The sequence below is a fragment of the Pseudescherichia sp. AS216 genome (genome assembly GCF_037152055.1).
In the GTDB taxonomy this organism is placed as follows: domain Bacteria; phylum Pseudomonadota; class Gammaproteobacteria; order Enterobacterales; family Enterobacteriaceae; genus Pseudescherichia.
In genome coordinates this window covers 1-15025 of the sequence record NZ_JBBCMV010000003.1, presented here as the reverse complement: position 1 = coordinate 15025, position 15025 = coordinate 1, and the positions used below count along the sequence as shown (strand labels likewise).

At 57.4% G+C, this 15025-nt stretch carries 13 protein-coding genes and 1 rRNA gene; 9 read left to right on the top strand and 5 right to left on the bottom strand.

The genetic code is table 11. The annotated features are described in order from the left end of the window. The first annotated feature begins 195 nt into the window (after positions 1 to 195). Positions 196 to 1815 (top strand): L-aspartate oxidase, encoded by a 1620-nt coding sequence (gene nadB, locus WFN61_RS09345; protein WP_312235552.1) that lies wholly within the window; start codon positions 196 to 198, stop codon positions 1813 to 1815. Here the strand turns inward: nadB and trmN are convergent. Next, positions 1800 to 2537 carry a tRNA(1)(Val) (adenine(37)-N(6))-methyltransferase TrmN gene (gene trmN / locus WFN61_RS09340; RefSeq protein WP_144818097.1) on the bottom strand — a complete coding sequence of 246 codons (738 nt, stop codon included), beginning with the start codon at positions 2535 to 2537 and terminating at the stop codon, positions 1800 to 1802. The two genes, nadB and trmN, sit on opposite strands and share 16 nt — an antisense overlap. A gap of 131 nt (positions 2538 to 2668) precedes the next feature. Here trmN and srmB point away from each other — a divergent pair, with 131 nt between their 5' ends. Further along, on the top strand, positions 2669 to 3991 hold the full coding sequence (gene srmB / locus WFN61_RS09335; RefSeq protein WP_257758244.1) for an ATP-dependent RNA helicase SrmB: 1323 nt from the start codon (positions 2669 to 2671) through the stop codon (positions 3989 to 3991). Between the two features lie 44 nt (positions 3992 to 4035). Here the strand turns inward: srmB and grcA are convergent, their stop codons facing one another. After that, positions 4036 to 4419: an autonomous glycyl radical cofactor GrcA gene (gene grcA / locus WFN61_RS09330; protein ID WP_042395490.1), complete on the bottom strand. Its 384-nt coding sequence runs from the start codon at positions 4417 to 4419 to the stop codon at positions 4036 to 4038. A 314-nt stretch (positions 4420 to 4733) separates the two neighbouring features. Here grcA and ung point away from each other — a divergent pair, with 314 nt between their 5' ends. After that, on the top strand, positions 4734 to 5423 hold the full coding sequence (ung, locus tag WFN61_RS09325) for a uracil-DNA glycosylase (RefSeq protein ID WP_144818095.1): 690 nt from the start codon (positions 4734 to 4736) through the stop codon (positions 5421 to 5423). A gap of 48 nt (positions 5424 to 5471) precedes the next feature. Here ung and WFN61_RS09320 read toward each other — a convergent pair whose 3' ends face one another. After that, positions 5472 to 6521 (bottom strand): tRNA/rRNA methyltransferase, encoded by a 1050-nt coding sequence (locus WFN61_RS09320; RefSeq protein ID WP_144818094.1) that lies wholly within the window; start codon positions 6519 to 6521, stop codon positions 5472 to 5474. Positions 6522 to 6713: 192 nt separating this feature from the next. Here WFN61_RS09320 and trxC point away from each other — a divergent pair, with 192 nt between their 5' ends. The 5 genes from trxC (at position 6714) to WFN61_RS09295 (ending at position 12459) form a co-directional block, all read left to right on the top strand. Further along, positions 6714 to 7133, top strand: a complete 420-nt coding sequence (gene trxC / locus WFN61_RS09315) for a thioredoxin TrxC (protein WP_144818093.1) — start codon at positions 6714 to 6716, stop codon at positions 7131 to 7133. A gap of 73 nt (positions 7134 to 7206) precedes the next feature. Further along, positions 7207 to 7905, top strand: a complete 699-nt coding sequence (gene tapT, locus WFN61_RS09310) for a tRNA-uridine aminocarboxypropyltransferase (protein WP_312282977.1) — start codon at positions 7207 to 7209, stop codon at positions 7903 to 7905. Between the two features lie 32 nt (positions 7906 to 7937). Then, entirely contained in the window at positions 7938 to 10598 is a 2661-nt protein-coding gene (locus WFN61_RS09305; protein WP_312282972.1) for a bifunctional acetate--CoA ligase family protein/GNAT family N-acetyltransferase, read from the top strand. A gap of 129 nt (positions 10599 to 10727) precedes the next feature. Next, positions 10728 to 12083 (top strand): CDP-diacylglycerol--serine O-phosphatidyltransferase, encoded by a 1356-nt coding sequence (pssA, locus tag WFN61_RS09300; RefSeq protein ID WP_257758300.1) that lies wholly within the window; start codon positions 10728 to 10730, stop codon positions 12081 to 12083. A gap of 55 nt (positions 12084 to 12138) precedes the next feature. Next, positions 12139 to 12459 carry a YfiM family lipoprotein gene (locus WFN61_RS09295; RefSeq protein WP_312282973.1) on the top strand — a complete coding sequence of 107 codons (321 nt, stop codon included), beginning with the start codon at positions 12139 to 12141 and terminating at the stop codon, positions 12457 to 12459. On the opposite strand, the gene WFN61_RS09290 is transcribed toward WFN61_RS09295, so the two are convergent. After that, entirely contained in the window at positions 12456 to 12908 is a 453-nt protein-coding gene (locus WFN61_RS09290; protein ID WP_256596821.1) for a DUF4385 domain-containing protein, read from the bottom strand. The two genes, WFN61_RS09295 and WFN61_RS09290, sit on opposite strands and share 4 nt — an antisense overlap. Positions 12909 to 13027: 119 nt before the next feature. Between WFN61_RS09290 and WFN61_RS09285 the strand changes: the two genes are divergently transcribed. Continuing rightward, positions 13028 to 14824, top strand: coding sequence for a thiamine pyrophosphate-requiring protein (locus WFN61_RS09285; RefSeq protein ID WP_312282974.1), 1797 nt, complete (start codon positions 13028 to 13030; stop codon positions 14822 to 14824). Positions 14825 to 14924: 100 nt separating this feature from the next. Here the strand turns inward: WFN61_RS09285 and rrf are convergent. Further along, positions 14925 to 15025: ribosomal RNA gene (gene rrf, locus WFN61_RS09280) — 5S ribosomal RNA — on the bottom strand; the annotation flags it as partial.

Below are 15025 nucleotides of genomic sequence, written 5' to 3'. Positions count from 1 at the left end.
CGTCGCATAGTAGAAAAGCCTTTTATACCGTCAGCAGAGTAACGCAACCCTGCTTTTTTTTCACCACAAAACTGATTTAGCCTTTTCACCGCCTCGCTGTTTAGCCTTTACAACACAATTTAAAAAATTTGGTGATTTATACCGCCTTTAGATCTATGCTGGCGTCATCCTGTTTAGTAAATTAAACACACTATCATGAATACGACTCCCGATCTCTCCTGTGATGTGCTGGTAATTGGCAGTGGCGCTGCTGGTCTCTCTCTGGCGCTGCGTTTGGCGCAACACCATAGCGTGATTGTTCTTAGTAAAGGCCCGATTAGCGAAGGCTCCACCCTCTATGCGCAGGGTGGCATTGCCGCCGTGTTTGATGACACCGATAGCATTAGCTCACACGTGGAAGATACGCTTATCGCGGGGGCAGGTATCGTCGATCGCCATGCGGCTGAGTTTGTCGCCAGCAACGCCCGGCCCTGCGTACAGTGGCTTATCGATCAGGGCGTGCTGTTTGATACCCACGTGCAGCCCAACGGTGCAGAGGGCTACCACCTGACCCGCGAGGGCGGCCACAGCCATCGCCGGATCCTGCACGCCGCCGACGCTACCGGCAAAGCGGTCGAGACGACGCTGGTAAGCCAGGCGCTGAGCCATCCCAATATTCGCGTGCTGGAGCGCTGCAACGCTGTAGACCTGATTATCTCCGACAAAATTGGCCTCTCCGGCCCGCGTCGGGCGGTTGGCGCTTGGGTGTGGAACCGCAATCGCGAGGCGGTTGAGACCTGCCGGGCGAAAGCGGTAGTGCTGGCCACCGGCGGTGCGTCGAAGGTCTATCAGTACACCACTAACCCGGATATCGCCTCTGGAGACGGTATCGCCATGGCCTGGCGGGCAGGCTGCCGGGTGGCTAACCTCGAATTCAACCAGTTTCACCCCACCGCCCTCTTCCACCCGCAGGCGCGTAACTTCCTGCTTACCGAGGCACTGCGCGGGGAAGGCGCCTATCTTAAGCGCCCGGATGGCACGCGGTTTATGCCCGACTTCGATTCCCGGGGCGAGCTGGCGCCGCGTGACATCGTGGCCAGAGCTATCGACCATGAGATGAAACGTCTTGGGGCGGACTGCATGTACCTGGATATCAGCCATAAGCCAGAGGCCTTTATCCGCCAGCACTTCCCCATGATCTACGAGAAGCTGCTTGGCCTGGGTATCGATCTCACCAAAGAGCCGGTGCCTATCGTGCCGGCGGCACACTACACCTGCGGCGGCGTGATGGTGGATGACGCAGGCCGTACCGACGTGGACGGGCTGTATGCCATCGGCGAGGTGAGCTATACCGGCCTGCACGGCGCAAACCGTATGGCATCGAACTCACTGCTGGAGTGTCTGGTCTACGGTTGGTCAGCGGCGGAGGATATTACCGGGCGGCTTTCTGCTGTGTCAGAGGTCGCTACGCTCCCCGCGTGGGACGAGAGCCAGGTTGAGGATCCGGATGAGCGAGTCATCATTCAGCATAACTGGCACGAGCTGCGCCTGCTGATGTGGGATTACGTGGGGATCGTGCGCACCAGCAAGCGGCTGGAGCGCGCGCTACGGCGGATCCAGATGTTGCAGCAGGAGATCGACGAGTATTACGCTAACTTCCGCGTCTCTAACAATCTGCTGGAGCTGCGTAATCTGGTGCAGGTTGCGGAGCTGATTGTTCGCTGCGCCATGGCGCGTAAGGAGAGCCGAGGATTGCACTACACGCTTGATTACCCGGCGCTGCTGCCAGACTCCGGGCCATCGATACTTGTCCCGCGCACCTACATAAAGAGATAGAACGCCTGGGTCAGCGCCGTATAGTCTTCTGAATAGCGCTGATCCGCGCCGCGGATGGTCATGCGATCGCTAAAGCACTCCCCCTGGGTGGGGGAGAAAGCCAGCAGTACGCGGTGCGGTAGACGACTTTCGTTATCGGCAACGTCGGTGCGCAGGCGCAAATGCCAGCCCGTCTCCAGCGCCTTTTGCGTAAAGCCATTTCCCAGCGCCTCCGGCAGCACCACGCATAAAAACCCCTCTTCAGTGATGCACTCGGCGGCGCAGGCCAGCAGCGTACCGTGATCCAGAGAGACGGTATAGCGCGCCTGCTCCCGCTGCGGCGTGCCGCACTCGACCCCTTTTTCATAGTAAGGCGGGTTGCTGACGATGAGATCGTAGCGGCGGGTGCAGGTGTTGACCCACTCCTGAATGTCAGCAGAGTGGATCTGAATGCGATCCGCCCACGGCGACTCGCTCACGTTCTCCTGCGCCTGTTGAGCGGCATCGGCGTCCAGCTCTACGGCATCAATACTTACTGTCTCACCGGTACGCTGGGCCAGCATCAACGCCAGTAAGCCGCTGCCGGTGCCGATATCGAGGATACGCTTAACCCCGGCAACCGGCGACCATGCCCCGAGAAGAATACCGTCAGTACCCACCTTCATGGCACATCTGTCATGGGCAATAAAAAACTGTTTAAAGGTGAAACCATTACGACGCAGCTGCGCTTTGCTGTGGGGCATTCTTAACAATCCAACTAACGAAACCGGTGTAGAATAGGGGAAAGCCGCCAGGCGGGAAAGCGTTATCCACACAAAGAGATGAAGATTGCAGCCATAACGATTATAATCAGCGCCCCACACTGAGGTAGAACATGACTGTAACGACTTTTTCCGAACTCGAACTCGATGAAAGCCTGCTGGACGCGCTCCAGAGTAAAGGCTTCACACGCCCAACTGCCATTCAGGCGGCTGCTATTCCGCCTGCGCTGGAGGGCCGAGATGTACTCGGTTCCGCGCCTACCGGCACGGGTAAAACGGCAGCGTATCTGCTGCCTGCGTTGCAGCACCTGATCGATTTTCCACGTAAGAAATCCGGACCGCCGCGTATTCTTATCCTGACGCCTACCCGCGAGCTGGCAACGCAGGTGGCCGAGCACGCCCGTGAGCTGTCGGTAAATACCCATCTGGATATCGCCACCATCACCGGCGGCGTAGCCTATATGAACCACGCCGAAGTGTTCAGCGAAAACCAGGATATCGTGGTCGCCACAACCGGCCGCCTTATGCAGTACATCAAAGAAGAGAACTTTGACTGCCGCGCCGTAGAGACGCTGATCCTCGATGAAGCAGACCGCATGCTGGAGCTGGGTTTCGCCCAGGATATCGAGCACATCGCCGGGGAGACGCGCTGGCGTAAGCAGACCATGCTCTTCTCCGCCACGCTGGAAGGCAACGCCGTGAAGGACTTTGCCGAGCGCCTGCTGGAAGATCCGGTCGAGGTCTCTGCGACACCGTCTACCCGCGAACGTAAAAAAATCCACCAGTGGTACTACCGCGCGGATGACTTTGCACATAAGACCGCCCTGCTGAAGCACCTGCTGACCCAGGACGATGCGACCCGCACCATCGTGTTTGTTCGTAAGCGCGAGCGCGTGCATGAGCTGGCAGAGCTGCTGCGTAACGCCGGTATTAACAACTGCTATCTTGAAGGCGAGATGGCCCAGGTGAAGCGTACCGAAGGTATCAAACGTCTGACCGAAGGCCGGGTGAATGTGCTGATCGCCACCGACGTTGCCGCGCGTGGGATCGATATTCCAGACGTGAGCCACGTGATTAACTTTGATATGCCACGCAGCGGCGATATCTACCTGCACCGTATTGGCCGTACCGGTCGCGCCGGGCGCAAAGGCACCGCGATTTCGCTGGTCGAAGCTCACGATTACCTGCTATTGCAGAAAATTGGCCGCTACGTTGATGAGCCGCTAAAAGCCCGTGTTATTGACGAGCTGCGCCCCACCACCCGTGCGCCGAGCGAGAAGATGACGGGTAAGCCGTCGAAGAAGGCGCTGGCCAAGCGTGCCGAAAAGAAAGAGAAAGAGAAAGAGAAGCCGCGCGTAAAGGTGCGTCATCGCGATGCTAAAAACGTGGGTAAGCGTCGTAAGCCGAGCGGCTCTCAAGAGTCGTCAAACGAGTAATAAAAAAGCCGGGTTCGCTACCCGGCTTTTTTTATGCAGGCCTGTTACAGGCTTTCAGTAAAGGTACGGGCGATAACGTCGCGCTGCTGCTCTGGGGTCAGGGAGTTAAAGCGTACCGCATAGCCTGACACGCGGATGGTCAGCTGCGGATATTTTTCCGGGTGCTCAACCGCATCCATCAGGGTTTCACGACGCAGCACGTTAACGTTCAGGTGCTGGCCGCCTTCAACGCGAACCTGCGGCTGAACTTCCATCGGTACTTCGCGATACTCGATGCTGCCCAGCTGGTCAATCGCCACCACGTCATCTTCGGCAAAACCGGCTTTAGCACATACGCAACGCGCTTCCCCTTTTTCGCTGTCGAGCAGCCAGAAAGAGTTCAACAGATCGTCGTTTGCGGCTTTGGTGATTTGGATACCTGTAATCATATGATGCCTCCCGGGCGTCTTAAATTATTGTGTCGGCCATATCCCGGCCAATTGGTAAAACCATTGTTGCCTGAGTGTATATATACCAGCCAAACTGGGGTCATTCCTTGACCTATATCAATAAAAGCCACACCACAAAGAGGGTCATGATGGGAAATAGTTGTTTTATATCAAGTTATGCCGCGTGGCTCTCTAAAAATATTTTGTAATTTCTCAAATTTTGTTAAGTCTGAGCCCGCGTTTATGCCCACATATTTTATTCCGCGGAAAGAAGCGGTTAAGCTTAGGATCACTAAAAGAGGCAGGAGACCGGAATGACCACTTCGCAAACATGGCACGACGTGCTGGCTGAAGAGAAAAAGCAGCCCTACTTTACCAATACGCTTAACGCAGTAGCCGCCGAACGCGAGGCTGGCGTGACGGTTTACCCGCCACAAAAGGATGTGTTCAACGCCTTTCGCTTCACCGAGCTGGGGGATGTGAAGGTGGTGATCCTCGGTCAGGATCCCTATCACGGGCCGGGACAGGCACACGGCCTGGCCTTCTCCGTCCGCCCCGGCGTCGCTACGCCCCCGTCGCTGCTCAATATGTACAAAGAGCTGGAGAGCTCAATTCCGGGATTTACCCGGCCGACGCACGGCTATCTGGAGAGCTGGGCGCGTCAGGGAGTGCTGCTGCTCAACACGGTGCTGACCGTGCGCGCAGGCCATGCGCACTCTCATGCCAGCCTCGGCTGGGAGACCTTTACCGATAAGGTGATTGCTTTGATTAACGAGCACCGTGAGAACGTCGTGTTTTTACTGTGGGGATCCCACGCGCAGAAGAAAGGGGCGATTATTGACGGCCAGCGCCACCATATCCTGAAAGCGCCTCACCCTTCACCGCTGTCGGCGCACCGGGGATTTTTTGGCTGTCACCATTTTGTACTGGCTAATGAGTGGCTGGAGCAGCACGGCGAGAAGCCGATTGACTGGATGCCGGTTCTGCCGGCAGAGAGCGAATAGCGAAGGGATTGGGCCCGGCGGCGCGATGCCTGCCGGGCCTGGAAAGCGTTACGCTTTGTTCTGACGCCACCACTCGGCGAGCAGAACGCCGGTCGCCACGGAGACGTTAAGGCTTTCAACGTTGCCGGTGCCCGGAATAGCAAGGCTCAGATCGGCGCTGGCCAGCGCCGCATCGGAGAGACCGTCACGCTCCTGGCCTAATACCAGCACCATCTTCTTCGGCATCTCGGCCTGATAAAGCGGCGTACCTTCATGGCTGGAGGTGGTTACAATGGTGTAGCCCGCTTTGCGGAAGGCATCCAGCGCATCAAGCACGCTGTCACCGGTGATCGCCTGCACGTGCTCGGCCCCGCCCTCAGCGGTACGTACCGCTGCGCCAGACTCGATAATTCCCGCGTCCTGCAGCACTACGCCTTTCACACCGAAGTGCGCGCAGCTACGCATCATCGCGCCGAGGTTGTGCGGGTTGCCCACATCCTCCAGCGCCAGGACGCAATCCTGCTCGCCCGCCTGGCTCACCCACTGCTGCACGGAGATACCGCTACGCTTTTTGATAATAAAGCAGACGCCACCGTGGTGTTCGGTTCCGGACGCTTTTGCCAGCTCGGCCTCGTCTACCACATGGTAGGCCTTGCGGTTCGCAGCCATCCAGCGCAGCGCCTCTTTGAAGCGCGGCGTCACGCTCTGGACAAACCAGGCGCGGACGATGCAATCCGGGCGACTCTGGAACAGAGCCTGACAGGCGTTTTCACCGTAAACGCGTGTCTCTTCAGCGCGCTGGCGACGGATCACTTCAGGATCGATAACCGGCTTGCCGCTGGCTGACTCCTCCTCGTCCCTTACCGATTCGCTAACGGGCGGGCGGGAGACGGTGCGCCACGGCGATCCGCCGTCACGCTCGTTATCACGGTCACGATCGCGACCAAAAGGTTTTCTCTCATCGCGGGCGGGGCGACGGCCACCGTCTGCACGAGACGATCCCGGACGTCCGCCCCCCTTCCCGGTACGCGGGTTATGGGTACGTTTATCAGAATCATCATCACTGCGGACATACATCACTTTGACCTTGCCGCTTTTGTTTTTAAGTTCGTCGTTCATGCTTTTCTCCACCAGCGCTGCGCGAAGCGCGCAGATTACCCGATGTGCAGGCGCATAGCCATTACTTCATTTAAAAGCCTGCGACTATTGTACTCATTGAATAAAACGCGTTGTCGTTTCAAACCTGCTCAAAGATAATATGTAACATATTGGAAACATACTCTGTCCCACCGCACTACCCAGAGGTTAGTTATGAATACCGTATGTGCAAGCTGTCAGGCACTGAACCGCATTCCCGATGACCATGCTACCGACGGCGCGAAATGTGGACGCTGTGGCCACGATCTTTTCGATGGCGACGTAATCAACGCCACCGGCGAGACGCTAGACAAACTCCTGAAAGACGATCTGCCGGTAGTGGTAGATTTCTGGGCACCCTGGTGTGGCCCCTGCCGCAGCTTTGCCCCGATTTTTGAAGACGTTGCCGAAGAGCGCAGCGGCAAAGTGCGCTTTGTAAAGATTAACACCGAAGCCGAACGTGAGCTAAGCGCCCGCTTCCGGATCCGCAGCATTCCAACCATCATGCTGTTCAAAAATGGTGAGGTTGTCGACATGCTGAGCGGCGCGGTGCCGAAAGCACCGTTTGATAGCTGGCTGAACGAATCACTCTGATCTTCCGGGGCGCGCTTGTGCCCCGTTTTTCCCTCTGCCACAATGGCGTTTTTTCTGCGCCACCTCTATGACCGTGACCAATAACGCCGTACTGCAACTTCGGGCGCAACGTCTTGCCCGCGCTACACGCCCTTTTCTCGCCCGGGGTAACCGTATCCGCCGCTGTCAGCGCTGCCTGCTGCCGCTAAAGCAGTGCCTGTGCGCCACGCTGCAGCCCAGCTCTGCCCGCAGCCGCTTCTGTCTGGTGATGTTTGATACCGAACCGATGAAGCCCAGCAATACCGGACGCCTGATTGCCGATATCCTGCCGGATACCGCTGCGTTCCAGTGGTCGCGCACCGAGCCGCCGCAGGCGCTGCTGGATCTGGTCGCCGATCCAGATTACCAGCCGATGGTGGTCTTCCCCGCTGCCTATGCGGGCAGCGAGCGTCAGGTGATCACCATGCCTCCCAGCGGTAAGCCGCCGCTGTTTATTATGCTCGACGGAACCTGGACCGAGGCGCGGAAGATGTTCCGTAAAAGTCCTTATCTCGACAGGCTACCGGTGATCTCTGTCGATCTCTCCCGCGTCTCCGCCTATCGCCTGCGCGAAGCGCAGGTTGAGGGGCAGTACTGCACGGCAGAGGTGGCGATCGCCCTGCTCGATCTCGCTGCGGACCAGCATGCCGCTCAGGCGCTGGGGGATCACTTCTCCTGCTTCCGCACCCGCTATCTGGCAGGAAAAACGCAGCATAAGGGCAGCGTCACAGCGGATATGAAAGAAAGCGTTTAAAATCATCAGGTCACTCTTTTCTGGAGACCGGTATGAGCCAACGAGGACTGGAAGCGCTGCTGCGCCCTAAGTCGATTGCGGTGATTGGTGCCTCAATGAAGCCGGATCGCGCCGGCTTTTTGATGATGCGTAACCTACTGGCCGGCGGCTTTGCCGGTCCGGTTCTGCCGGTGACCCCGGCCTGGAAGGCGGTGCAGGGAGTGCTGGCCTGGCCGGATGTCGCCAGCCTGCCCTTTACGCCGGATCTCGCCGTGCTCTGCACCCATGCGAAACGCAACCTAAGCCTGCTGGAGGCGCTAGGCCAGAAAGGGTGTAAGACCTGCATCATCCTCTCTGCGCCGCCGGAACAGCACGCCGATCTGCTGGCCTGCGCCAGCCGTTTCCAGATGCGCCTGCTGGGGCCAAACAGCCTCGGTCTGCTGGCCCCCTGGCAAGGGCTCAACGCCAGCTTCTCTCCGGTACCGATCGCGCGCGGCAAGCTGGCCTTTATCTCCCAGTCGGCGGCGGTATCCAATACCATTCTTGACTGGGCCCAGCAGCGCGAAATGGGCTTCTCCTACTTTATCGCCCTCGGCGACAGCCTGGATATCGACGTCGATGAGCTTCTGGACTTCCTTGCCCGCGACAGCAAAACCAGCGCTATTCTGCTCTATCTGGAGCACCTGAGCGACGCCCGGCGCTTTGTCTCCGCCGCCCGTAGCGCCTCACGTAATAAGCCCATTCTGGTGATCAAAAGCGGTCGTAGCCCAGCGGCGCAGCGTCTGCTGCACGTTAACGCCGGGATGGATCCCGCCTGGGATGCGGCAATTCAGCGCGCAGGTCTGCTGCGGGTGCAGGATACCCATGAGCTTTTCTCCGCCGTTGAGACTCTGAGCCATATGCGCCCGCTGCGCGGAGAGCGCCTGATGATTATCAGCAACGGCGCGGCACCGGCGGCGCTGGCGCTGGACGAGCTCTGGCTGCGCAACGGCAAGCTGGCGATGCTGGGGGAAGAGACCCTCTCCCGCCTACGTGAAGCGCTGCCGGGATCGGTTGTGGCGGATAACCCGCTGGATCTGCGCGACGATGCCAGCAGCGAGCGCTATATCACCGCGCTTAATATCCTGCTCGACAGTACAGACTATGACGCCCTGCTGGTGATCCACTCCCCCAGCGCCGTAGCGCCCGGCAGTGAAAGCGCGCTGGCCCTGATCGATGCCCTGAAAAAGCATCCACGCGGTAAATATGTCACCGTACTGACCAACTGGTGCGGGGAGTTCTCTTCGCAGGAGGCCCGCCGCCTGTTTAGCGAAGCGGGGCTGCCAACCTACCGGACGCCGGAGGGGACGATTACCGCCTTTATGCATATGGTGGAGTACCGTCGTAACCAGAAGCAGCTCCGGGAGACGCCTGCCCTGCCCAGCAACCTGACCGCCGATACGGCCGAAGCGCATAAGCTGTTGCAGCAGGCTATCGATGAGGGAGCCACCACGCTTGATACGCATGAGGTGCAGCCGGTACTTCGCGCCTACGGGCTGCAAACGCTTCCCACCTGGATTGCCAGCGACAGCGCCGAGGCGGTACACATTGCCGGGCAAATTGGCTACCCGGTCGCCCTGAAGCTGCGATCCCCGGATATCCCACACAAGTCCGAAGTTCAGGGCGTAATGCTCTATCTGCGCACCGCTGCGGAGGTGCAGCAGGCGGCAGAGGCGATTATCGATCGCGTTAAGATGCGCTGGCCCCAGGCACGGGTGCACGGTTTGCAGGTGCAGAGCATGGCTAACCGCGCCGGTGCCCAGGAGCTGAGGGTGGTGGTTGAGCAGGATCCGGTGTTTGGTCCGCTGATTATGCTGGGCGAAGGTGGCGTGGAGTGGCGAGCGCAGGATCAGGCCGCAGTAGCGCTGCCGCCGTTGAACATGAACCTTGCTCGCTACCTGGTTATTCAGGCCATCAAGAATAAGAAGATCCGCGGACGCAGCGGTCTACAGCCGCTGGATGTGATCGGCCTGAGCCAGTTTCTGGTGCGGGTATCAAACCTGATCGTTGACTGCCCGGAGATCCAGCGGCTGGATATTCACCCGCTGCTGGCCTCCGCCGGGGAGTTTACCGCCCTCGACGTGACGCTGACGCTGGCACCGTTTAGCGGCAGCAGCGAAAGCCGGCTGGCGATACGCCCCTATCCACAGCATCTTGAGGAGAGCGTGACGCTGAAAAACGGCGATGCCTGCCTGTTCCGCCCCATCCTCCCTGAAGATGAACCGGCCCTGCAGCGTTTTATCGCCAAGGTCACAAAAGAGGATCTTTATTATCGTTACTTCAGTGAGATCAACGAATTCACCCATGAGGACTTAGCCAATATGACTCAGATCGACTACGATCGGGAGATGGCGATCGTTGCCGTGCGGCGCACTGACGATGGCGAAGAGATCCTTGGCGTGACGCGGGCGATCTCCGATCCTGACAACGTTGATGCGGAGTTTGCCGTGCTGGTCCGCTCTGACCTTAAGGGGTTAGGTCTGGGGAGACGCCTGCTGGAGAAACTTATTGGCTACACCCGCGATCACGGTCTCATGCGTCTGAATGGTATTACGATGCCTAATAATCGCGGTATGGTTACGCTGGCACGTAAACTCGGCTTTACCGTTGATATCCAGCTTGAGGACGGGATTGTCAGCCTGACGCTTCCTCTTGCCGGGCCTGGCGGCTCCTGAGTAAGGTATTGGAAATGTTGACCACTTTCGCTGGCTCTGGTGTTATCATTGTCCGCTTATGTGGTCTGCATGCTTCTGTAGATGCATGATACAGAGACCCTTCAATAAACAGAGAAGATACGCACTGTGATGTTGTCAAAATTTAAGCGTAATAAACATCAACAACACCTTGCTCAACTACCTAAGCTCTCTCAGTCAGTTGATGATGTCACGTTTTACTACGCTCCCGCCGATTTTCGGGAAACGCTGCTAAAACAGATTGCTGGTGCGACACAACGCATCTGTATTATCGCCCTGTATCTTGAGCAGGACGACGGCGGTAAAGACATTATGGCGGCGCTCTATGAAGCGAAACGCCAGCGTCCAGAGCTGGATGTCCGCGTCCTGGTTGACTGGCATCGCGCCCAGCGTGGCCGGATCGGGGCTGCCGCGGCCAATACCAATGCCGACTGGTACTGCCGTCTGGCGCAGGAGAATCCTGGCGTCGATATCGCCGTTTATGGCGTACCCGTGAATACCCGTGAAGCGCTGGGCGTGCTGCACTACAAAGGTTTTATCATTGATGATGCCGTGCTCTATAGCGGTGCCAGCCTGAACGACGTCTACCTGCATCAGCACGAAAAGTATCGCTACGACCGTTACCAGCTGATCCGCAATGCACGGATGGCAGACATTATGCTGGAGTGGGTCGACCACAACCTGATTCAGGGGTGCGGCGTTAATCGCCTTGATAGCGACCAGCGGCCTAAAAGCCCGGAAATCAAAAATGATATCCGTCAGTTCCGTCAGGAGCTGCGTGATGCTGGCTACCATTTCCAGGGCGATGCCGATAACGAGCAGCTGGCGGTGACGCCGCTGGTGGGTCTGGGCAAAACCAGCCTGCTTAACAAGACAATCTTCCATCTGATGCCGTGCACCGAGCACAAGCTGACGATCTGCACTCCCTACTTTAACCTGCCGGCGGTGCTGGTACGCAATATCATCCAGCTGCTGCGTGAAGGCAAGAAGGTAGAGATTATCGTCGGGGATAAGACCGCGAACGACTTCTATATCCCGGAAAACGAGCCGTTTAAAATTATCGGTGCGCTGCCCTATCTCTACGAAATTAACCTGCGTCGTTTCCTGAGCCGCCTGCAGTACTATGTGAATACCGATCAGCTCATTGTCCGTCTGTGGAAAGACGCGGATAACAGCTATCACCTGAAAGGAATGTGGGTGGATGACGAGTGGCTGCTGCTGACCGGCAACAACCTTAACCCACGCGCGTGGCGACTGGATCTGGAAAACGCGATCCTTATTCACGATCCGCAACAGGAGCTGGCCCCGCAGCGTGATAAAGAGCTGGCGCTGATCCGCACTCACACCACCGTGGTGAAACACTATCGCGATCTGCAAAGTATTGCCGAGTACCCGGTTAAGGTGCGTAAGCTTATCCGCCGTCTGCGCCGGATACGTATCGACAGGCTGATCAGCCGTATTCTGTAACGTTAACATAGTGTCTGGCCCCGTCATTGATGGGGCCTTTTTATTGGGATTGGCGATGCGCGCTCTTATCTTATCTGCCCTACTGACCCTAACTGGCTGCTCGCATATGGCTGACGACCAGTGGCACGGTCAGGACAAAGCCCAGCATTTTCTCGCTTCCGCCATGCTCTCTGCTGCCGGGAATGAGTATGCCCAGCACCAGGGCGTTAGCGCCGATCGCAGCGCTGTTCTCGGCGTTATGTTTTCGTTAAGCCTGGGCGCATCAAAGGAGCTGTGGGATAGCCGCCCGGCAGGAAGCGGCTGGAGCTGGAAAGATTTTGCATGGGATGTCGCGGGAGCAACGACCGGTTACGCCGTCTGGCAGCTGGCGCACTAACCCCATTTCGCCTGGTGCGCTTTTTTGCGCTTCAGGTAATCCTCATCGGCACGGATCCGATCCCACCAGGTTTTAAAGATCGCTGCCGCCGCGGCTTTGACCGGATCGTTGCCGCGTGGATTGAGCTCGCGATTCTCATCATACTTTTTTCCGCCTTTGTAATTAGCGTAACGCCGGGCGCGGGTATAACCCATTTGAATAAACTTACGCGCCATATCCATACCCACAAAGTCATCATTTTTGCGGTACTCCTCAAACAGAGCGTAGATTTGTTCCGCTGACTTTTGCGCTGACTCCGGATCCTTATAGCGCCAGAAGGGCAGGATCTCCCCCTTATACGGCTCGACCAGCAATACACCCTGCTCTCCCCGGCCAACCTGGTAACGTTCAGGATGCTGGCGAAAATCGGTTTCAGTAAAGTCCTGCTCATAATCAAATTCTTTGCGCACCGATACTCTCCGTTTTGATTGCTCTTCTAAACATAGCACTGTTCAGAGAACTCCCCCTTTTTCCCCAATTTGCCTTAGGTGAACTATCCTCGAACAAACACCTGAAGCGAGGCAAAATAATGACGCAGATGACCAGTGATTTCTTTGTAGAACGATTAAAAGCCTGGGGAGTGACCCGTATTTACGGCTATCCCGGGGATGGTATTAACGGCGTGCTTGGTGCGCTACAGCGTGCTGAAAAAGCGGGTAACGGAATTGAGTTTATCCAGGTGCGCCACGAAGAGATGGCTGCCTTTATGGCCTGCGCCCATGCCAAGTTTACTGGCGAGCCTGGCGTTTGCCTCTCTACCGGTGGCCCAGGGGCGACCCACCTGCTGACGGGCCTGTATGACGCCCGCATGGATCATATGCCAGTGATCGCCATTGCTGGTCAGGCAGAAGCCACGGCCCGCGGCTCAAATTATCAGCAAGAGATCAATCTCGATCGCGTGTTTAGCGACGTGGCGAACTTCGTCCAGGAGGCAGCAACCCCTTCCCAGGTTCGCCATCTGGTGGATCGCGGCGTACGTATCGCCAAAGCCAATAACGGCGTCACGGTGCTGATCCTGCCGAAAGATATTCAGGATGAAGAGTGGCAGGAGCCCCAGCATGCCCACGGCTTTACCCATTCCGGCACCGGCTATCAACGCCCGCAGGTCATTCCTTATCAGTACGATCTCCAGCGTGCCGCTGATATCCTCAACGAGGGCAAAAAGGTCGCTATCCTGATTGGCGCGGGCGCACGGGATGCCGCCGTTGAGGTAGTTCAGACAGCTAACCTGCTTGGTGCAGGGGTAGCGAAGGCGTTGCTGGGTAAAGATATCCTGCCTGACGATGCGCCGTTCGTTACCGGCTGTATCGGCTTGCTGGGTACTGAACCTTCATGGGATCTGATGCAGGAGTGCGATACGCTGCTGATGATTGGTACCGGCTTCCCATGGACCGAGTTTTTACCCAAAGAGGGACAGGCGCGTGCCGTACAGATTGATATTGATGCCTCCATGCTGGGGTTACGTTATCCCACTGAAGTGAATCTGCACGGTGATGCCGTCAGTACGCTACAGGCATTGCTGCCTCTGCTTAAGCACAAGGACGATCGTGCATGGCAGGAGAAGATCGCGGTCTCAGTTCAGGCGTGGTGGGAGAAAATGGAGGAGCGGGCCATGGCAAAAGCTAACCCGGTTAACCCTCAGCGCGTAGTGTGGGAGATGTCACCCCTGCTGCCAGACAATGCCATCGTGACGTCTGACTCAGGCTCCTGCGCAAACTGGTACGCACGTGATTTCAGGATAAAACAGGGCCAGCGATCTTCCCTGTCAGGTGGCCTGGCCTGTATGGGCGCGGCGGTACCCTATGCTATCGCCGCTAAGTTCGCCTTCCCGGAAAAACCGGTTGTTGCGCTGGTCGGCGATGGCGCTATGCAGATGAATAACCTGGCCGAGCTCATTACCATTCAGAAGTACTGGCAAGGTTGGTCCGATCCACGTCTGATCGTCTGTGTGTTTAATAATGGCGATTTGAACGAGGTGACATGGGAGCAGCGCGTCATGGAAGGGAACCCGCGCTATGAAGCCTCACAGGATATACCAGATGTGCCTTACGCTAAGTTTGCAGAATCCATTGGACTGAAAGGGATCTTCATTGACGATCCGGAAAAGCTGCATGACGCATGGAACGAAGCGTTGAGCGCGGATCGCCCGGTGGTGCTGGAGGTTAAAACCGACCCGGAAGTAGCGCCTCTACCGCCGCATATCACGCTGGAGCAGGCAAAAGCGTTTATGTCATCGCTGGTTAAAGGTGACCGTTCCGCAGGTAAAGTGATTACCGATACGGCGCATCAGATTATGAATACGGTCCTGCCGGGGCATAAAGCGTAAAGTTGGAATACTTGCCCGGTAAGCGCAGCGCCACCGGGCGTTCAGTCAGCAACACAACGCAAAAAGGCCATCCTTTCGGATGGCCTTCTGCTTGTTTGATGCCTGGCAGTTCCCTACTCTCGCATGGGGAGACCCCACACTACCATCGGCGCTACGGCGTTTCACTTCTGAGTTCGGCATGGGGTCAGGTGGGACCACCGC

Coding starts and splice junctions, on each gene's coding strand:
- WFN61_RS09285 (WP_312282974.1), top strand. CDS start 13,028: ATGACGCAGATGACCAGTGATTTCTTTGTAGAACGATTAAAAGCCTGG.
- WFN61_RS09305 (WP_312282972.1), top strand. CDS start 7,938: ATGAGCCAACGAGGACTGGAAGCGCTGCTGCGCCCTAAGTCGATTGCG.
- ung (WP_144818095.1), top strand. CDS start 4,734: ATGACCACTTCGCAAACATGGCACGACGTGCTGGCTGAAGAGAAAAAG.
- pssA (WP_257758300.1), top strand. CDS start 10,728: ATGTTGTCAAAATTTAAGCGTAATAAACATCAACAACACCTTGCTCAA.
- WFN61_RS09295 (WP_312282973.1), top strand. CDS start 12,139: ATGCGCGCTCTTATCTTATCTGCCCTACTGACCCTAACTGGCTGCTCG.
- grcA (WP_042395490.1), bottom strand. CDS start 4,419: ATGATTACAGGTATCCAAATCACCAAAGCCGCAAACGACGATCTGTTG.
- trmN (WP_144818097.1), bottom strand. CDS start 2,537: ATGCCCCACAGCAAAGCGCAGCTGCGTCGTAATGGTTTCACCTTTAAA.
- srmB (WP_257758244.1), top strand. CDS start 2,669: ATGACTGTAACGACTTTTTCCGAACTCGAACTCGATGAAAGCCTGCTG.
- nadB (WP_312235552.1), top strand. CDS start 196: ATGAATACGACTCCCGATCTCTCCTGTGATGTGCTGGTAATTGGCAGT.
- trxC (WP_144818093.1), top strand. CDS start 6,714: ATGAATACCGTATGTGCAAGCTGTCAGGCACTGAACCGCATTCCCGAT.
- WFN61_RS09320 (WP_144818094.1), bottom strand. CDS start 6,521: ATGAACGACGAACTTAAAAACAAAAGCGGCAAGGTCAAAGTGATGTAT.